This is a genomic window from Stagnihabitans lacustris (assembly GCF_025950525.1).
Classification (GTDB): Bacteria; Pseudomonadota; Alphaproteobacteria; order Rhodobacterales; family Rhodobacteraceae; genus Stagnihabitans.
Genome location: NZ_JAPDGS010000004.1, coordinates 290,396 through 309,603 on the forward strand (window position 1 = coordinate 290,396; position 19,208 = coordinate 309,603).

Annotated in this window: 17 protein-coding genes; 10 read left to right on the top strand and 7 right to left on the bottom strand. The window is 64.9% G+C overall.

The window, feature by feature from the left end; genetic code table 11:
* Window positions 1–60: 60 nt before the first annotated feature.
* The 3 genes from NX862_RS12405 to NX862_RS12415 all read right to left on the bottom strand — a co-directional run bounded on the left by NX862_RS12405 (window position 61) and on the right by NX862_RS12415 (window position 2,988).
* Window positions 61–795, bottom strand: a complete 735-nt coding sequence (locus NX862_RS12405) for an SDR family oxidoreductase (protein ID WP_264494218.1) — start codon at window positions 793–795, stop codon at window positions 61–63.
* Entirely contained in the window at window positions 792–1,889 is a 1,098-nt protein-coding gene (locus tag NX862_RS12410) for a mandelate racemase/muconate lactonizing enzyme family protein (protein ID WP_264494219.1), read from the bottom strand. Before NX862_RS12410 ends, NX862_RS12405 begins: the two co-directional genes overlap by 4 nt.
* Before the next feature lie 145 nt (window positions 1,890–2,034).
* Window positions 2,035–2,988 (bottom strand): magnesium transporter CorA family protein, encoded by a 954-nt coding sequence (locus NX862_RS12415; RefSeq protein ID WP_264494220.1) that lies wholly within the window; start codon window positions 2,986–2,988, stop codon window positions 2,035–2,037.
* A gap of 102 nt (window positions 2,989–3,090) precedes the next feature.
* On the opposite strand from NX862_RS12415, the gene NX862_RS12420 reads away from it, so the two are divergent.
* The 9 genes from NX862_RS12420 (at window position 3,091) to NX862_RS12460 (ending at window position 12,040) form a co-directional block, all read left to right on the top strand.
* Window positions 3,091–3,792: an HAD family hydrolase gene (locus tag NX862_RS12420; RefSeq protein ID WP_264494221.1), complete on the top strand. Its 702-nt coding sequence runs from the start codon at window positions 3,091–3,093 to the stop codon at window positions 3,790–3,792.
* Window positions 3,792–4,751: a sugar-binding transcriptional regulator gene (locus tag NX862_RS12425; RefSeq protein ID WP_264494222.1), complete on the top strand. Its 960-nt coding sequence runs from the start codon at window positions 3,792–3,794 to the stop codon at window positions 4,749–4,751. Before NX862_RS12420 ends, NX862_RS12425 begins: the two co-directional genes overlap by 1 nt.
* A 105-nt stretch (window positions 4,752–4,856) precedes the next feature.
* Entirely contained in the window at window positions 4,857–6,167 is a 1,311-nt protein-coding gene (locus tag NX862_RS12430; protein ID WP_264494223.1) for an ABC transporter substrate-binding protein, read from the top strand.
* Between the two features lie 145 nt (window positions 6,168–6,312).
* Window positions 6,313–7,185 carry a carbohydrate ABC transporter permease gene (locus tag NX862_RS12435; RefSeq protein WP_264494224.1) on the top strand — a complete coding sequence of 291 codons (873 nt, stop codon included), beginning with the start codon at window positions 6,313–6,315 and terminating at the stop codon, window positions 7,183–7,185.
* Between the two features lie 9 nt (window positions 7,186–7,194).
* Window positions 7,195–8,025: a carbohydrate ABC transporter permease gene (locus NX862_RS12440; RefSeq protein ID WP_264494225.1), complete on the top strand. Its 831-nt coding sequence runs from the start codon at window positions 7,195–7,197 to the stop codon at window positions 8,023–8,025.
* 7 nt (window positions 8,026–8,032) lie between these two features.
* On the top strand, window positions 8,033–9,028 hold the full coding sequence (locus NX862_RS12445; protein WP_264494226.1) for an ABC transporter ATP-binding protein: 996 nt from the start codon (window positions 8,033–8,035) through the stop codon (window positions 9,026–9,028).
* A complete protein-coding gene (locus NX862_RS12450; protein WP_264494227.1) occupies window positions 9,025–9,789 on the top strand; it encodes an L-iditol 2-dehydrogenase in 765 nt (254 codons plus the stop codon). Before NX862_RS12445 ends, NX862_RS12450 begins: the two co-directional genes overlap by 4 nt.
* Window positions 9,789–11,216: a mannitol dehydrogenase family protein gene (locus NX862_RS12455; protein WP_264494228.1), complete on the top strand. Its 1,428-nt coding sequence runs from the start codon at window positions 9,789–9,791 to the stop codon at window positions 11,214–11,216. The genes NX862_RS12450 and NX862_RS12455 overlap by 1 nt, the downstream gene beginning before the upstream one ends.
* A 182-nt stretch (window positions 11,217–11,398) precedes the next feature.
* Window positions 11,399–12,040: a VPLPA-CTERM sorting domain-containing protein gene (locus tag NX862_RS12460; RefSeq protein WP_264494229.1), complete on the top strand. Its 642-nt coding sequence runs from the start codon at window positions 11,399–11,401 to the stop codon at window positions 12,038–12,040.
* A gap of 81 nt (window positions 12,041–12,121) precedes the next feature.
* On the opposite strand, the gene NX862_RS12465 is transcribed toward NX862_RS12460, so the two are convergent.
* The 4 genes from NX862_RS12465 to guaB form a co-directional block, all read right to left on the bottom strand.
* Window positions 12,122–14,353: a hybrid sensor histidine kinase/response regulator gene (locus tag NX862_RS12465; protein WP_264494322.1), complete on the bottom strand. Its 2,232-nt coding sequence runs from the start codon at window positions 14,351–14,353 to the stop codon at window positions 12,122–12,124.
* A 194-nt stretch (window positions 14,354–14,547) separates the two neighbouring features.
* The gene (locus tag NX862_RS12470) at window positions 14,548–15,681 is read right to left on the bottom strand and encodes an RsmB/NOP family class I SAM-dependent RNA methyltransferase (RefSeq protein ID WP_264494230.1); all 1,134 of its coding nucleotides are present in this window, start codon (window positions 15,679–15,681) and stop codon (window positions 14,548–14,550) included.
* A gap of 210 nt (window positions 15,682–15,891) precedes the next feature.
* On the bottom strand, window positions 15,892–16,641 hold the full coding sequence (locus NX862_RS12475; RefSeq protein ID WP_264494231.1) for an SDR family NAD(P)-dependent oxidoreductase: 750 nt from the start codon (window positions 16,639–16,641) through the stop codon (window positions 15,892–15,894).
* Between the two features lie 103 nt (window positions 16,642–16,744).
* Entirely contained in the window at window positions 16,745–18,193 is a 1,449-nt protein-coding gene (gene guaB, locus NX862_RS12480) for an IMP dehydrogenase (protein WP_264494232.1), read from the bottom strand.
* A 290-nt stretch (window positions 18,194–18,483) separates the two neighbouring features.
* Here guaB and NX862_RS12485 point away from each other — a divergent pair, with 290 nt between their 5' ends.
* The gene (locus NX862_RS12485; RefSeq protein ID WP_264494233.1) at window positions 18,484–19,188 is read left to right on the top strand and encodes a type 1 glutamine amidotransferase; all 705 of its coding nucleotides are present in this window, start codon (window positions 18,484–18,486) and stop codon (window positions 19,186–19,188) included.
* Window positions 19,189–19,208: the final 20 nt, after the last annotated feature.

The window sequence follows — 19,208 nt, forward strand, 5'->3', positions numbered from 1 at the left end:
CTTCACTTGGCGTAGCCCGGGGTATACCCCGGGTTTTGCCTTGCAAGCGGTCCGATCCTGTTAGCCCCGCCCGATATAGGGCATGTCGCGGGCCATGATCGTCATGAAGGGCACGTTCACATCCAAGGGCAGGCGCGCCATGGTCAGGACCGCTTCGGCCACATGGGTGACGTCCATCGTCGGCTCGATCCTGGTCTGGCCATCGGCCTGCGGGACCCCGGTCTGGAACTGCGCCGCCATCTGGGTCAGCGCGTTGCCGATGTCGATCTGGCCCACCGCGATGTCGAACTTGCGCCCGTCCAGACCCAGCGTCTTGGTCAGACCCGTCACCGCATGTTTCGTCGCCGTATAAGGCGCCGAGCCCGGGCGCGGCACATGGGCGGAAATCGAGCCGTTCTGGATGATCCGCCCGCCCTGGGGGCTTTGCCGCCGCATCTGGCCAAAGGCCGCGCGGGCGCAAAAGAACATGCCGTTCAGGTTCACGTTCACGACGTTCAGCCAGTCGTCGATGGAGATCTCGTCAATCGGCGCCGCCTTGGCGCCCTGGCCTGCGTTGTTGAAAAGGCAATCCAGCCGCCCCCATTCCGCAGCCGCCTTGTCGAAAGCCGCTTGCACCTGGGCGGGGTCCGTCACGTCACAGGGCAATATCAGGGCGTCGCTGTCGCCAGCCGTCTCGGCCAGGGCATCCCTGCGGCGGCCGATCAGGCCCACGCGCCAGCCCGCGGCAAGAAAGGTGTGCGCCGTGGCGCGGCCGATGCCAGAGCCCGCGCCGGTGATGAGAATGGTTTGGGTCAAAGGAGGCTTTCCCTGTGGGTGGATGTGGACAGGAACTCGGGGTTGATCTCGACACCCCAGCCGGGGAGGTCGGGGACCGTCATGCAACCGTCCCGGATGGCAAAGGGGTCGCCAAGGAAAAGCCCGTCCTGCCAAGGGTAGTAATCCAGGCCCTCGATGGAAAACTCAAGATATTTCCCGGCGTTGGGGATGGCGCGCAACAGATGCGCCGTGCAGATCGTCACCAATGACAGGTTGGCCGCATGGGGGGTGATGGGCAGGCCCGCCTTGGCGCCCATTTGACAGACCATCAACGTGCGGGTCATGCCACCCATATACATCACATCGGGTTGCAGGATATCGACGGACTTGCGGTCGATCATCAGGTGCCAACTGGACAGCTCGCAATCCTGTTCTCCGCCCGCGACATCCATCGTCAGCGCCGCGCGGACCTGCGCCGTCTGGTCGTATTCCCAATAGGGACAGGGTTCCTCGAAATGGCCGATGCCGTGGTCTTGGAGCCTATGCCCGACCTCGATCGCGGCCTTGGGGGCGTAGCAGGAATTGCCGTCAACCAGCTTGTCCACATCGCCCAAAGCGCGTGAGACGACTTCGATCACCTCGGGCGTGCGGCCGGGCCATTCGTCCTGACCGCGGCCACATTCGGCGCCGACGCGCCATTTGAAGGCGGTGAATCCGTCGCGATCCCGCAGGGCGCAAAGCCGGGCAGCCTCGTCCTTGGGCGTGATGTCGCGCTTCATCGACGAGGCATAGGCGCGGACTTTTCCGGGGCTTCCGCCAAGGAGTTCGGCCACCGACTTGCCCTGAGCGCGCCCCCGGTGGTCCCAGACGGCGGTGTCAAACCCGGTCTGAGCGCGGCGCAGGTAACTTCCGGGGAACTTGTGTTCCTTTTCATAGATCCTTTGCAGCGTGTCTTCCATCGCGTCAATGTCGGTGCCCAGCACATGAGGCGCGACCTGCCGGTGGAAGATTTCCGCCGTGATATCCGCGTTATAGGTCGAAAGCTGCCCCCAACCCGTCGCGCCATCCTCGGTCGTCACCCGGGTGAAGGTCACGAAAGGATTGCCGAAGGTTTCAAGCCTGGTGATCTTCATGGATGGGTTCCTTTGAGAGGAAGGCTGGGGGACGCTCGCGCCCCGCCCAAATGCATGGCTCGAGCCCCCCGTGAGTATTTGCGTCAGTATGAAAGGGGCAAGGCGGGGTTTCTGTGACTTTCGCGACCGGGTCGTGTCGCGGGCGTTACAGCCACTTCTTCCATTTGAAGAACCCCAGCGTGATCAGCGCCGAGGCCAGCATCATGACCAAGGCCATGGGATAGCCGAACCACAGGTCCAGTTCGGGCATCAGGCGGAAGTTCATGCCATAGACCGAGGCGATCAGCGTCGGCGGCATGAACAGCACCGCCACGACCGAAACGATCCGCACCGTCGTGTTCTGCGCCAGATTGATCATCCCCAGGGTCGCATCGGTGGCCTGGGCCACGCGGGCGGTCAGGTAATCGCCATGCACCTCCAGCGCCTGAACATCGCGCGACAGGCCGATGATCGTGGATTTATAGGGCTCGGCCTGGGCGCGGTCCTCTAGCCCAAGACGAAAGAACCCCAGCGCGCGGTCAAGGGTCAACAGCGACAGGCGGCAGTTGGCGACCATGTCGGATTGGCGGCCAGCGACCTCTAGCGCGTCTTCCAGCTGGGCGGGGGAATGGGCGGTGTTGGGGGCGAAAAGGCTGCGGGTGATCTTGTCCAGCTCGCGCCCTGCCCCCTCCAGCAGGTCAGCGATGCGGCCGATGATCTCCTCGCACAGACCCAGAAAGATGCGCTCGGGTGTTTCGCAGCCAAGGCCGGTCTTGCCCGCGCGGGCCGGATAGGTCTCGAAGGGGCGCGGCGTGTGATAGCGCACCGTCACCAGCTTGCCGCGGCCCAAAAGGAAGGCCACCGGCCCGTTGATCGGCGTGATCATGTCATCGCGCGACAGGCCCGGCACCAGGATCGTCATGATGTCGAAACCGTCCTCGCGATACAGCCGGGCAGAGATCTCGATTTCCTCAAGATCGGCCAGCGTCGGCACTTCGGGGACAAAGGGGGCGACAAGGGCGGCCTCGGTCGGCTCGGGCTTGGCCAGGTCGATCCACAGCGCCTGATCGGGGGTGCAGGGTCCAAGGTTGTCGGCTGTGGGGTGGAAGGCGAAAAGCATGAGCGGTCCTTTGGCGGTCCTTTCGTGGTCCCTATCGGTCGCACAAGCCAAGGCTGGACAAAAGCCCCCAAAAGAGGGGAAACCGGTGGCATGGGGGTGGCGATGTTCGACCTGGTGATTTTCGATTGCGATGGGGTGTTGATCGACAGCGAGATCATCAGCGCCCGGATGCTGGTGGACGCGCTGGCGGGCCTTGGGGTCACGATCGACATGGACTATGTGGCGCGTCATTTCCTGGGGCGCAGTTATCCGACCGTGATGAAGGTGATCCGCGCCGAATTCGGGCTGACGCTGACGGCAGAGTTCGAAGAGCAATACCGCGCGCGCCTGCTGGCCGCCTTCGAGACCGAGTTGCGGGTGATGCCGGGGGTGCGCGCCGTGCTGGAGCGCCTGACCCCGCCTCCCGTGGTTGGGCCTCCCTCTTTTGCCCCCTCCCCCACTCCTGTCCCCTGGTGCGTGGCGACCTCGTCGTCTCCGCGCCGGGCCGAGCGCAGTTTGCAGATTGCGGGCCTGTCGGATCTGACCGCGGGACGGGTCTTTACCGCGTCAATGGTGGCGCGGGGCAAACCTGCGCCGGACCTGTTCTTGCATGTGGCCGCGCATTACGGGGCGCGGCATTGCCTGGTGATCGAGGACAGTTTGAACGGCGTGCGGGCCGGGCTTGCGGCGGGGATGGAGGTCTGGCGCTTTACCGGCGGCAGCCATCTTGTGGCGCCCCTGCCCGAGGCGCCCGAAGATGCCCGCGCCCATCTGGAATTCACTGATTTTGCGGAGTTTTCCGCCCTTTTGGCCCGGAGGGCATGATGGCTAAATCGCCGCTGATGGATGAACCTTCGCTGCATGACGAGGCGGCCCGGGCGGGCTGGCTTTACTACCTTGGCGGCATGACCCAGGACCAGATTGCGGCCGAACTTGGGGTCTCGCGGCAAAGGGCGCAACGGCTGGTCAGCCGCGCGGTGGCCGAGGGGCTGATCCAGGTCCGCCTGTCGCATCGCATCGGCGCCTGTCTGGACCTGGAGGCCGCCTTGACCGACCGCTTTGGCCTGGCCCGCGCCCGGGTTGCGCCCTTTGCGGGGCCGGGGGTCGATCCGGTGCGCGCCACCTCTCCGGCGGCGGCGGCAGAGCTGGAACGGGTGCTGCGCATGGCCGAGGGCAAGGTGATCGCGCTGGGAACGGGGCGCAGTCTGCGCGGCATGGTCGATGCCATGGACGAAATTGCCGCAGCGCAGCATCGGCTGGTTTCGCTGATCGGCAACATCGCCCCAGATGGCTCTGCCAGCTTTTTCGATGTCGTCATGCGGCTGGCCGACAAGGTCCGCGCGCCGCATTACCCGATGCCCGTGCCGGTGATCTCCACGACCGAGGCCGAAAACGACGCCTTTCACGCGCTGGCCCCGGTGCAGCGCGTGGTGGAACTTGCCCGCAAGGCCGATGTGATCTTTGTCGGCGTCGGCCAGATGTCGGATGACGCGCCGCTGTTGAAGGACGGCTTTGTCACCCGCGACGAGTTGGACGCGATGCAGGCCGCCGATGCCTGCGGCGAGGTCGCGGGCTGGGTCTATGATTCGTCGGGTCAATACCTGGATCTTGGGACGAATCGCCGCACCGGAGGGGTGCGGGTCGAGCCCAATCTCCCCCGTCCGGCCATCGGAATAGCCGCCGGCGCACAAAAGACCGCGGCCATTGCTGCAGCGCTGAAAGCCCGAATTCTCAACGGTTTGGTGACAGATGAGCCCACCGCAGAGGCACTTTTGAAACTCTGACCTTCGCAGATGCAGCATGGGATGGGGCTTGACCCGTCACACCCAGGTATGAGTAATTGCCCAACAAGCGATGAAATGCTCAGATCGCTTTTTGGGAGGACTGCTATGAACATGACTTTGCGTGCCCTATTGGGCGCGACGGCCTTGCTTGCCCTGACCGGGGTGGCCATGGCCGAAACCGAGATCACCGTGGCGACCGTGAACAACGGCGACATGGTGCGGATGCAGGGGCTGATGGACGACTTCTATGCCAAGCACCCCGACATCAAAGTCAACTGGGTGACGCTGGAAGAAAACGTCCTGCGCCAGAACGTGACCACCGATATCGCCACCGGCGGCGGCCAATATGACGTGCTGACCATCGGCACCTATGAGGTTCCGATCTGGGGCAAGCAGGGCTGGCTGGCCTCGCTGGACGACCTGCCCGCAGACTATGACGTCAACGACCTGCTGCCCGCAATCCGCGGCGGCCTGACCGTCGACGGCAAGCTGATGGCCTCGCCCTTCTATGGCGAATCCTCCATGGTCATGTATCGCAAGGACCTGATGGAGGCCGCGGGCCTGACCATGCCCGACGCGCCGACCTGGGCCGATATCGAAAAGGCCGCCGCGGCCATGACCAACCGCGACGCCGAAATCAACGGCATCTGCCTGCGCGGCAAGGCCGGCTGGGGCGAAAACATGGCCTTCCTGACCGCCATGTCGAACTCTTTCGGCGCGCGCTGGTTCGATGAGACCTGGAAGCCCCAGTTCGATCAGCCCGAGTGGAAGGCGACGCTGGACTTCTATCTGAACCTGATGACGCAATACGGTCCCGCTGGCGCCAGCAACAACGGCTTCAACGAGAACCTGACCCTGTTCCAACAGGGCAAGTGCGGCATGTGGATCGACGCGACCGTTGCGGCGTCCTTCGTGACCGGCAAGGATTCGACCGTCGCCGACAAGGTCGGTTTCGCTCTGGCGCCGGACAATGGTCTGGGCAAGCGCGGCAACTGGCTCTGGGCCTGGTCGCTGGCCATCCCGGCGTCGTCGACCAAGCAGGATGCGGCCAAGACCTTCATCAACTGGGCGACCAACAAGGACTATCTGGCGCTTGTCGCGTCGAAAGAAGGCTGGGCCAACGTTCCTCCGGGCACGCGCACCTCGCTGTATTCGAACGAAGAATACGCCAAGGTCCCCTTCGCCAAGATGACCATCGACTCGATCAACGCGGCTGACCCGAACGCTCCGACCGTCAAGCCGGTGCCTTATGTCGGCGTCCAGTTCGTCGCCATCCCCGAGTTTCAGGGTCTGGGCACCTCGGTGGGCGAGATCTTCTCGGCCGCTCTGGCGGGCCAGCAAACCTCGGATGAGGCCCTGGCTGCGGCGCAAACCGTCGTCACCGACGAAATGACCGCTGCAGGCTACATCAAGTAAGACCGAACGAGGGGGGGCGGACTCCCTCCGGTTCCCCCCTCGCCTCCCAAGCCTGCGGACGTCCGCGTCCGCAGGACCCCTTATCGCCCCCAAAGGCCCGACCCGCTGCGGTCGAAGCCCACCTGCCAGAACCCCGGAGCCGCCCATGTCGACGCAATCCACCCGGTTCGCCGCGCGCCTGATGGTCGCGCCCTCGGTCTTCGTCCTGTTCATCTGGATGATCGTGCCCCTGGCGATGACGCTGTATTTCTCGTTCCGCTTTTACCGGCTTTTGTCGCCCGAACGCGCGGGCTGGACGGGCCTGACCAATTACACCTGGTTCTTCAAGGCCCCCGATTTCTGGCTGGCCATGGGCAATACCCTGCTTTTGGTCGGCGGCGTTCTGGTGATCACGGTGGTTCTGGGCACGCTGATCGCGCTGCTGATCGACCAGCCGGTCTATGGCCAGGGCCCCTTGCGCATCCTGGTGATCGCGCCCTTCTTCGTCATGCCCCCGGTCGCCGCCTCGATCTGGGAGAACCTGTTCATGCATCCGCAGAACGGCCTTTTCGCCGCCGTGGCGCGGGGCTTGGGTGGGCAACCGATCCTGTTTCTGGAAAGCTATCCCATGGCTTCGGTCATCGGGATCGTGTCCTGGGAATGGCTGCCCTTTGCCACGCTGATCCTGCTGACCGCGCTGCAATCGCTGTCGTCCGAACAGCTGGAGGCCGCGGAAATGGACGGGGCCAGCGGGCTGAACCGGTTCCGCTATATCATCTTGCCGCATATGACCCGCGCCATCACGGTCGTCGTGCTGATCCAGACCATCTTCCTGCTGGGCATTTTCGGCGAGATCTTTACCACGACCCAGGGCGGGCCCGGGTCGGCGTCCAACACCCTGCCCTACATGATCTTCAAACAAGCCATCGTCGCCAAGGACATCGGACGCGCCGCCGCCGGTGGCATCATCGCGGTGATCCTGGCCAATATCGTCGCCTACTTCCTGATGCGCGGCATCGGCAAGAACCTGGACGCGTAAGGAGCCCCCATGGCACGTGCAACGACACCCCGCCGCAAGGCCCTGACCACATTGGCCGCCTGGTCGGTCGCCCTGATCATCTTCTTCCCGGTGCTGTGGATGATCCTGACCTCGTTCAAGACCGAGGCCTCCGCCGTGGCCTCGCCGCCCGAGTTCCTAGGAGCAAGCTGGACGCTGGAGAACTACGCCGAGGTCTGGTCGCGGTCGGACTATCCGCGGTTCTTCTGGAACTCGGTGGTGATCTCGGTCGGCTCGACCCTGTTGGGTCTGGTCATCGCCATCCCCGCCGCCTGGTCGATGGCCTTTGTGCCGGGCAAAAAGACCAAAGACCTGCTGATGTGGATGCTGTCGACCAAGATGATGCCCGCCGTAGCCGTCATGATCCCGATTTACCTGCTGTTCCAATGGCTTGGCATCTATGATAGCAAGATCGGCCTGGTCATCGCGCTGATGCTGATGAACCTGCCGATCATCGTCTGGATGCTTTACACCTATTTCAAGGAAATCCCGGGCGAAATCCTGGAGGCCGCGCGCATGGATGGCGCGGGCCTGTGGAACGAGGTCGTCTATGTGCTGGCGCCCATGGCCGTGCCCGGCATCGCCTCGACCGTGCTGTTGAACGTGATCCTGGCCTGGAACGAGGCCTTTTGGACCATCACGCTGACCACGACCAAGGCGGCACCGCTTTCGGCCTTTATCGCCAGCTTTTCGGCGCCTCAGGGCCTGTTTTACGCGAAACTCTCGGCGGCCTCGACCATGGCCATTGCGCCGATCCTGATACTCGGCTGGTTCAGCCAAAAGCAACTCGTCCGCGGCCTGACCTTTGGCGCGGTGAAGTGAGGACAAAATGGGTAAAATCGTTCTGAAATCTGTCCGCAAGAGCTTTGGCGAAGTCGATGTCATTCCGGGCATCGACCTGACCATCGAGGACGGCGAATTCGTGGTCTTTGTCGGGCCTTCGGGCTGCGGCAAATCCACCCTTCTGCGCCTGATCGCGGGGCTGGAGGATGTGACCGCCGGGACCATGGCCATCGACGGGCGCGACGTGACGGCGGCGGCGCCCTCGGAACGCGGGCTGGCGATGGTGTTTCAGAGCTATGCCTTGTATCCCCATATGACGGTGCGCAAGAACATCGCCTTTCCGCTGAAGATGGCGGGCCTGTCGCAGGCGGATCAGGACGCCAAGGTGACGGCGGCGGCCAAGGTCTTGAACCTGACCAACTACCTGGAGCGTCGCCCGGGCCAGCTTTCGGGCGGTCAGCGGCAGCGGGTGGCCATCGGTCGGGCGATTGTGCGCGAACCCTCGGCCTTTTTGTTCGACGAGCCGCTGTCGAACCTGGATGCCGCGCTTCGCGTCACCATGCGTCAGGAAATCACCGAACTGCACCAGTCGCTGAAGACCACGATGATCTATGTGACCCATGATCAGGTCGAGGCGATGACCATGGCCGACAAGATCGTGGTGCTGAACGCGGGCCATATCGAACAGGTGGGCTCTCCGCTGGAATTGTATAACACCCCGGCCAATACCTTTGTCGCGGGCTTCATCGGCTCGCCCAAGATGAACCTGATCGAGGGGCCCTTGGCCGCCGAACAGGGCGCCCATGCCATCGGCGTGCGGCCCGAACATATGGGCATCGTGTCCGAGGGCGGTTGGGAGGGCAAAGTGCTGCTTTCCGAACATCTGGGGTCGGATACGTTCCTGAAGGTGCAAACGGTGAACGCCGGCACCCTGACGGTGCGGGCGGGCGGCGAGGTGCGGCTGTCCCATGGCGACACGGTGCGGCTGGCGCCCCTGCCCGGCAAGACCCATCGCTTCGGGTCAAACGGGCTGGCGCTATGAGGCTGAAGGGCAAATCCGCGCTGATCACCGGGGCCGCCCGCGGCATCGGGCGGGCCTTTGCCGCCGCCTATGTGGCCGAGGGCGCAAGGGTGGCGGTGGCCGACATCGACAAAGCCGCGGCTGAGGCGACCGCGGCAGAGATCGGCGGCTATGCGGTGCATCTGGATGTGACCTCGCAGGCCTCCATTGACGCCGCCGTCGCGCGGGTCGTCGATGTCGCGGGCGGCATCGACATTCTGCTGAACAACGCCGCAAGCTTTGACCTGGCGCCGATTGTCGACATCACCCGCGCCAGTTACCAAAAGCTGATGGATATCAACGTCGCCGGCACGCTTTTCCCCCTGCAAGCCGTGGCGCGGCAGATGATCGCGCAGGGCCGCGGCGGGCGGATCATCAACATGGCCTCTCAGGCCGGGCGGCGCGGCGAGGCGCTTGTGGGCGTCTATTGCGCCAGCAAGGCCGCGGTGATTTCCCTGACGCAATCGGCGGGGATGGACCTGATCAAGCACGGGATCAAGGTCAACGCCATCGCCCCCGGTGTCGTCGACACGCCCATGTGGGACCAGGTCGATGCGCTGTTCGCGAAATACGAAAACCTTCCCCTTGGCGAGAAAAAGCGTCAAGTGGGTCTGGCCGTGCCCTATGGCCGCATGGGCCGCCCCGAGGATCTGACCGGGATGGCCGTCTTCCTTGCCTCTGACGAGGCCGATTACATCGTCGCCCAGACGTTCAACGTCGACGGCGGGAACTGGATGAGCTGATGACCTACGCGACCCCCGCCTATGACCGCAAAGCCCTGACGCCCGGCATCGTCCATATCGGGCTTGGCAACTTTCACCGCGCCCATATGGCGGTCTATCTGGACGACCTTTTCGCCTTGGGTGAGGGTCACGATTGGGCCATCATCGGCGCGGGCGTCCGGGCCCCCGATGCGCGGATGCGCGATGCGATGCTGGGCCAGGATTGCCTGTCCACGGTGATCGAGCTGGACCCCTCGGGCCGGCGCGCGCGGCGTGTGGGGTCGATGATCGACTTTCTGCCGGTGCAGCCCGACAATGCCGCGCTGATCACGGCGATGACGCAGCCCGAAATCCGCATCGTGTCGCTGACCGTGACCGAGGGCGGCTATTTCATGGACTCCGCCGGCCGTTTCGATGCCTCGGCGCCTGACATCGTCGCAGATGCGCCGCGTCCGCATATGACGGCCTTTGGTGCGATCATCGCGGCGCTGCGGGCGCGGCGAGAGGCTGGCGTGGCGCCCTTTACCGTCATGTCCTGCGACAACCTGCCCGGCAATGGCCATGTAACGCGGGCGACCGTCTGCGGGCTCGCGCAGGTGTCGGACCCCGATTTCGCCGCTTGGATCGAGAAAAACGTGGCCTTCCCCAACGGCATGGTCGACCGCATCACCCCCGCGACCGGTGAGCGCGAGCGCGCCATGGCGGCGGACTTTGGCCTGGGCGATGATCCGGTCCCGGTCACGTGCGAGCCCTTCCGGCAATGGGTGCTGGAGGATCACTTCCCCCTTGGCCGTCCGGCGTTTGAAAAGGTCGGCGTGACCTTCACCGATCACGTCCATGAATTCGAGACGATGAAGATCCGCATCCTGAACGGCGGCCATGCGATCATCGCCTATCCCGGCGGCCTGCGCGGCATCCATTACGTCCACGAGGCGATGGCCGATCCGACGATCCGCGGTTTCCTTGATGCGGTCGAAACCCGCGAGATCCTTCCGATCGTGCCTCCGGTGCCGGGCGTTGCTTTGGAGGACTACAAGTCCCTGATCATCCAGCGCTTTTCCAACCCCGAGGTCGCCGATACCGAACGCCGCCTCTGCCTTGACGGGTCCAACCGCCAGCCGAAGTTCATCGTCCTGTCGATCCGCGACAACCTTGCGCGCGGGGTCATGCCCCTGGGTCTGATCCTGGAATCCGCGCTGTGGTGCCGCTATTGCTTTGGCGTCGACGAGGCCGGCGCGGTGATCGAGGCCAATGATCCGAACTGGGACATGCTGCAAAAAGCGGCGCAGGCGGCGAAGTCTGACCCCGCCGCCTGGATTGCGCTGGAGTCGATCTATGGCGACCTGGCGCAAAACAAGGCCTTTGTCGCGGCCTTTGGCGACGCGCTGAACGCGGTCTGGACCAAGGGCGCCTTTGGGGCGATGCAGGATTATATCACCCGGGCCTGAGAAAAGAGGCGGCGGCAGGCTTCCTCCTCGATCCTGTCCCGCGTCTTGGCGGTGCGCTGCGGTGCACCGCCTTTTTCATGGGCGTTGTTGCGAAAACATCATGTTTGCAAAGCGGAATCCTGGTTGACGCATGGTGAATACCAGCGCACTGACAAGGGACAAGCGTTTTCATGGAGAGTGAAATGATAAAATTGATTTCTGCTGCAGCCCTGAGCTTGGGACTCGCCGTCTCGGCCCAGGCTGCCACCGTCGATTTCGAAGGCGGGGCGACGCCCGTGATCGTCGGCGGCCTGTCTACGCCCACCGAGGGCTATTCGGCCCGCGGGTTTGGCGCGACCTTTCTGCGCAGCTCCAACGCGCTGCAGCTGACGTTCGTGAATTTCGCCGCAAGCGCGGTGTCGATTGCCTTTGACCTGGCGATCATCGACTCCTGGGACGGGATCGGTGGCAGCCCTGGCCCTGACCAGCTGCATGTGTCGGTCAATGGGACCGAGGTGCTGAGCCCGGTTTTCGCCAATGCTTCGGGCATCGACCAGATCTCGGCGGCGGATGCCGGCAAGATCACCGAAACCTTCGGCGCGGCGAACATCGGTTTCAGCTTCTGGAATGACCGCTCTTTCCATGTCAACCTTGGCACGCTGAGCCATGTGGCCGGGACTGACCTGGTGATTTTCTTCTCCCTTCCGGGTGCCCAGGGGCTGACGGACGAAAGCTTTGCCGTCGACAATATCACGCTGAACGTTCCGGCCGTGCCGGTTCCGGCCAGCCTGCCGCTGCTGCTCGCCGGTTTTGGCGCGCTGGGGATGCTGCGTCGCCGCCGCTAAGGCTTTTGTCACCACGACCCTTGCTGCAAAAGGCCCCCGACCATCGTCGGGGGCCTTTTCGTATCAGTCATCGCCAAGGGTCTATTGCAACTGCAACTGGCCCTGCACCGTCGCCGTCAGATCGCCCAACGAGAAAGGTTTGGGCAAAAAGACCGAATTCGGAATGCGCGCCTGGGTTTCGGACAGCGCATCTTCGGCATAGCCGGACACAAAGATCACCTTCACATTTGGCCGCTCTTCCAAGGCCTGGCGCACCCAGCTTGGCCCGTCCATCCCCGGCATGACCACATCGGTCACAAAGATATCGACGTTCAGCGAAGGGTCCTCCAGCGTCTTCAGCGCCTCTTCGGCGTTTTCCGCCTCCAGCACGGTATAGCCGCGCATCCGCAGGGCGCGGCTGGCAAAGGCGCGCACCGGCGCCTCGTCCTCGACCAGAAGAACCACGCCTTCGCCTTGTTTCAGCACGACTTTCTTCTTTTCCTCGACCAATTCGGCCGGCCCCGAATGGATCGGGAAATACAGCGAGAAGGTCGAGCCCCGGCCCACATCGCTGTCCACAAAGATAAAGCCGCCCGACTGTTTGACGATGCCATAAGCCGTCGACAGGCCAAGCCCCGTGCCCTCGCCCACTTTTTTGGTCGTATAGAAGGGTTCGAAAATCTTCTGCAACCGATCCTCGGGGATGCCGCAGCCGGAATCCTGCACCGTGATCACCGCATACTCGCCCGCAGGCACCGTGGCGCGGTCGCGCGTCATGGGTTCGTGCAGCGAAATCGCCTCGGTATCGACCCGGATCACCCCGCCTTGCGGCATGGCATCGCGGGCATTGACGACCAGGTTCATGAGAACCTGCTCCAGCTGGCGCTTGTCGGCCCGGATCGCCCCCAGCTTCTGACCATGGTTCAGCTGCAGCCGCACCCTTTCGCCCACCAGCCGGTTCAAAAGATGCGCCAGGTCCGAAAGCACATCCTCAAGATCCAGACGTTCGGGCTTCAGGGTCTGCTTGCGGCTATAGGCCAGAAGCTGACTGACCAGCGATGCCGCGCGATTGGCGTTCTGATGGATCTGCACCAGGTCGCCGTAATCAGGGTCCTCGCGTTCGTGGCGCATCAGCAAAAGGTCGCAATGCCCCGAAATCGCGGTCAGCAAGTTGTTGAAATCATGCGCAATCCCGCCCGCAAGCTGACCGATGGCCTGCATCTTCTGGCTTTGGACGAACTGCGCCTCCAGCGTCTTGAAGGCGGTGGCGTCCTGCAGCACGGCCAGAACCTCGGGCCGGCCATGTTCGACGATGCGCCGCAGCATGACCTGCAAAAACACCTCGCCATCGACCAGCCGCGCCCGCAGCATTTCCGACCGCGCAGGCGCCCGTTCTGAGACGATGTCATCCAGCCAATCCGAGACCGGACGCCCCAAGCCCTCTAGCAGGTCATGGGCCATGATCCCCGGCTCGCCGGTCAGGTTCAAGATCGCGCGGGCCGCCGCATTGGCCACGATCAGCGCGCCGTTGGCGGCGAATTTGGCCAAGGGCACCGGCACATGTTCGAAATCGGCCATCGCCGAGGGCAAGGGCGTCCCCTCGGGCACCGGCAGAAGATAGATTTCGCGCCGCTCTCCGGGGCCCTCAAGCTCGGCCAGGATGGCGCGGGTCGGGCCATCGACGCCCTGAACCTCGACCTCTTCGCCGGAGTGAAGGATCGGCGTGTTGAAAATCCGGTCCAGACGTTTGGGCCGTCCGCCGACCAACCGCCGCATCGCCTCGTTTGAATAAAGGATCACGCCGGCCTTGTTCGAGGTCAGCATCGGCAGGGACAGCGCATCCGCCCCTCCGCGCCCACCGCCGCGATCCTGAAACTCTTCCAGCCGCCACATGAAGCGGTCATCGCCCATCTTGGCCACCGAGAGCCGGATGTGACCGCGCCGCGTCACCACGTCCTCGCGCCCCGAACCGCCATGCAAGGCCCTGTTCTGCAAGCGAAACAGCACCGACGAGGGCGAGGCGAACTGTTCAGACATGGCGGCCACCAAAGTGGCCCCCATCCTGGACTGGAACCGCGTTTCGGCGGCGGTATTCTGATAGCGGATCTCGCCCAGGCGGTCGGTCATGAAACAGGGCGTCGCGTCCTGCCCGACCAGTTCCGTCAGTTGCCGCACCCGCGCGCGTGTGGACCGACCGGCCATAAGCCCGCGCAGTTGCAGACCCACCGCAAGAAACACCAAGCTCAGTGCGACCAGCGCGCCGCCCAGCCGCATTGTCTGTGACGGCGCCATCCAGGCGGCCACCCCGGCCGCCAAGGCCGCGGCCACCGCCATAAGCGGCACGCCCTTTTTGAAATCCGTCCTGTCACCCACTGAACCCAAGCCCCCGGCCACCCGATTCCCACCCGATTCTCTCGGGGAACCCTAAAGGCTCATCGGGGGCCAGAAGGGTTAATCACCGATTAACAACCGATGCCAACAGGGCCAATGCTTGCAAAATTCTTGCACAAATACAACTGGCAGTTGCCTCAAAGCCTATTCATTCGGGCCACGAAGAAGCCATCCCCCCCCGAAAGCGGCAGGAATTGATGCTGATCCAGCAGGCGCAGCCCCAGCAGGTCGCAGGCCGCAGCCACCTGCGCGCCGTTCTCGCAACTCAGGATCGAGCAGGTCGCATAGGCCAGCACCCCGCCCGGCGCCAGCATCGCCACCGCCCGGTCCAGGATCGCGCGCTGCACCTCCAGCGTCGCGGCCAGGCGTTCGGGCGTCAGCGCCCATTTCCCCATCGGATCGCGCCGCCAGCTGCCAGAGCCCGAACAGGGCACATCGGTCAGGATCAGGTCAAAGGGCGCGAGGGCCTCGGGCGTGTCGGTCGTGGCAATCCGGGCGCCCGCGCGGGTGGCGCGCGGCCCCAGGTCCGACATGCGGCGCGGGTTGGCGTCATGGGCGGTCACTTGCGCGCCAAGCGCTGCCAAGGCGAGCGCTTTGCCACCGCCTCCCGCGCAAAGATCCAGCACTTTCAGGCCTTTGACCGGACCCAAGGCCGCAATCACCGCCTGACTGGACAGGTCTTGCAGTTCCACCAGGCCTTGCCCATAGGCCTGGGCCGCCTGGATCTTGCGCGCGCCCTGCGTGACCTCCAGCGCGGTCGGCACCTCGCGCGGGAGGGTCAGGATGCCTTCCTCTTGCAGCGAAAGTGCGGCCGCATCCCGCGTGGCCCGCGCCAGGTTGACGCGCAAAAAGACCGGGGCGCGGCTTTGCATCGCTTGCGCCACGGCGTCAAATTCCACCCCCAACGAGGCCTGCAGTTCGGGCATCAACCAGTCGGGCAGGTCCAGCGCCTCGGCCTGGGTGGCCTGACGCGGCGGGGTCTGATCCGGGCCCGGCGCATGGGGCGCGTCGGTAAAGATCGCCTCGACCACACCCGCCTCACGTGCCCAGCCCAGCATCAGGCCCCGCCCGGTCATGGCGCCCCCCAAAGCCGCCCAGGAGGACCGCCGCCGCAGGGCGTCAAAGACATGGTCGCGGATCGCATGACGGTCGCCAGAGCCCGCAAAGCGATGGCCGCGGCCCCAATTGGTCAGCGCGGGTTCGGGCGCCTCGCCGGACAGGATGCGGTCAAGGATCTCGATGGCGGCAGAGATGCGGGCGGCAGGGGTCATGGGGGCCTCGGGTCATGGGATGGCGCCGTCTAACACCAAGGACCGGGCTTGGACAGGGTGCGCCATGGGGTGCCGGCGGTGCAGTCGGCAGGGCGACGCCGATCATCGGGCGCGGCGGTGCAGTCGGCAGGGCGACGCCGATCATCGGGCGCGGCGGTGCAGTCGGCAGGGCCCGGCCCGCCAAAGCCCGGCCCCCCCAAGCGCGTCAGACTAGCCCTTCTTCTCCTGCAGCGAATTGCCGCCATCGACCACCAGCACCGCGCCATTGACATAGGACGCCGCCTCGGATGCCAGAAAGCCCACGCAGGCCGCCACTTCCTCGGGCCGCCCTGCCCGCCCCATCGGAGACCGCTTGGCCGCAGCGAACTCACCGGCTTGGGTGGCCTCGGTCCCGATCCAGCCCGGCGCCACGGCATTGACCGTCACGCCCTTTCTGGCCACCTCCAGCGCAAGCGCATGGGTCAGACCCACCATCGCCGCCTTGGCCGCCGAATAGGCCGAGGACCCGGCAATCGACACGACCGGCCCCGTCACCGAGGCCATCATCACCACCCGGCCAAAGCCCCGCGCCAGCATCCCGGGCAAAAGCGCCCGCGTCACCAGAACCGCCGTGGTCAGCGACAAATCCATCTCGCGCCGCCAGCGGGTCATGTCGTCGCGGGCAAAGGGCGTCAGCCCGCCGGGCTCGGCCTGACTGCCCATGCCGGCGTTGTTCACAAGGATATCGACCGGCCCAAGCGCCGCAAGCCGGGCCACCACATCGGGCTCGGTCAGGTCGCCTTGATGGGCCGTGACCTCGAACCCCTCGGCCAACAGCTCTGCCGCCCGCGCATGGATGCGCCCCGAAGCGCCCGCGATCACCAAGCGGTGCCCCACCGCCCCCAGCGCCCGCGCGCAGGCCATGCCGATGCCGCCAGAGGCCCCGGCGCCGGTGATCAAGGCCATGCGTCGTGATGTCATGCGGGCCTCCCGGCCTCAGTAAAGGTCAAAACCCTGGCCCCGGCAAGCGGCCCGAAGCAAAACGGCCCCGAGGTTTCCCCCGGGGCCGCATCCACGACAAGCCTTAGCCCACGCGGTAATTCGGGCTTTCGCGGGTGATCTGCACGTCATGGACATGGCTTTCCTTCAGCCCCGCCCCGGTGATGCGGACGAACTGGCAATTGGCGCGCATGTCGGCCACGGTGCGGTTGCCGGTATAGCCCATGGCCGCGCGCAGGCCCCCCACCATCTGATGCAGGACGGTCGCCACGGTGCCCTTGTAGGCCACCTGACCCTCGATCCCCTCGGGCACCAGCTTGTCCGAAGCCGCGTCCTTTTGGAAATACCGATCAGCCGAGCCGCGCGCCATCGCCCCCAAGGACCCCATGCCACGATAAGCCTTGTAGGACCGCCCGTTCCACAAGATCACCTCGCCCGGGCTCTCGTCCGTGCCTGCAATGGCCGAACCGACCATGGCGCAAGAGGCCCCCGCCGCAATCGCCTTGGCGAAATCGCCGCTGAACTTGATGCCGCCATCCGCGATCACCGGCACATCGCCAGCAGCCCGGGCCGAATCCATGATCGCCGTCAACTGAGGCACACCGACCCCCGCCACGATCCGCGTCGTGCAGATGGACCCCGGACCGATCCCCACCTTGACCGCATCGGCCCCGGCGCCGATCAGCGCGCGGGTGGCCTCACCCGTCGCCACATTGCCCGCCACGACCTGCACGGCATTGGACAGCGCCTTGATGCGTTCGACCGCGCGGGCCACCCCTTCGGAGTGCCCATGCGCCGTGTCGATCACGACCATATCCACGCCCGCCTCGATCAAAGCCATCGAGCGTTCGAACCCCGCATCCCCGACGGTCGAGGCCGCAGCGACGCGCAGGCGCCCCATCTCGTCCTTGCAGGCATGGGGGTTCAGCACGGATTTCTCGGTGTCCTTCAGGGTCAGAAGACCCGTCAGATGCCCCGCCCCATCGGTGACAAGAAGCTTTTCGATCCGGCGCTGTTTCATCAAGCCGATGGCTGCGGCGCGGTCGATGGGCTCACGCAGGACGGCCAGGTTGTCGCGCGTCATCATGGCGGAAACCGGGGTCTTGTCATCGGAGGCAAAGCGCATGTCGCGGTTGGTCACGATGCCAAGAACCCGGCCCGCCTCGTCCACGACCGGAAAGCCGGTGATGTTATAGCGCTCCATCAGTTCCTTGGCGTCGGCCATGGTCTGTTCGGGGCGCAAGGTTATGGGCGCATAGACAACGCCGGATTCAAAACGCTTGACGCGGCGAACCTCGCGGGCCTGGGCCTCGATGTCCAGGTTGCGGTGGATCACCCCGATGCCGCCGGCCTGCGCCATGGCAATCGCCATGCGGCCTTCTGTCACCGTATCCATGGCGCTGGACAAAAGCGGGATCTGCATCCGGATGGACTTGGTCACGAAAGTGGACGTGTCCGCGTCCGAGGGCAACACATTGCTGGCTGCGGGAACAAGCAGGACGTCATCGAAGGTCAAAGCCTCGCGAATCTCCATGGGTCTCTCCATCGGCATGATCGGTTGGCGATTTCCCATTGCAGGATTGGGGGGAAAGGGCAAGGGCGAAACGGTTCGCGCGCGGGGCAAGGGAAGAGCCTCCGGCGGGAATATTTGGGTCAGTATGAAAGGGGGGGGGGCGGGAGGTGCGTATGTGGGCAAGTATGAAAGACGCAAGGGCGCCTGACGGCCTGCCCTGTGGCGATCCGGGCTGCGGGGAGGCGCAGCGCCCCTGTTCTGCCTTGCCCAAAGCGCTGCAAGATGATGCAAAGGGCGCAAAGAGAGGTCCCATGCGCATCGCCATCGTCGAGAACACCGAAGTCACCCATCACGGCCAATTGGGCGTGGCGTTGCACGAGGCGGCGGCGGTGATCGACCTGTATAAGCCCTTCAGGGATGGCGGCCTGCCCCGGCCCGGGTCGTTTGATGCGCTGGTGGTCTTTGGTGGCGAACAATCGGCGCTGGATGATGCGACCCATCCGCATCTGGCGCCTTTGGCCGGGTTGATGGCCGAGACCGCGGCGCAGGGCACCGCGGTGCTGGGGATCTGCCTGGGGGCGCAGCTTTTTGCCCGCGGGCTTGGGGCGGAAAACCGGCTTGGGGTTGCGCCGGAATTCGGTTGGGTGCAGGTGGAGCGGCTGGCATCCGATCCGGTGCTGGCCCCCGATCCGGTGCTTAAGGCCGCGCCCGAGGTCTTCCCGATCTTTCAGTGGCACTCTGACACGTTTTCGCTGCCGCCGGGTGCCCTGCATCTGGCGCGGTCACAGGGCGCCGCGATCCAGGCCTTTCGCTTTGGGCGGGCGGGCTATGGCACCCAGTTCCACTTCGAGGCCTCATGCGCCGTGGCCCGCGATTGGCTGCGGCGTTTTCCCGAGGCCTGCGACGCCATGTCGCCCGGCTGGTCCGGGCAGATCGAGGCTGAGGCCGCGGCGGTTGGACGGGCTGCGGATGAACATGGCCTGGCGCTGGCCCGGGCTTGGGTCGCGCTGATCTGAGGCGGAGGGCGGAGGCGTCG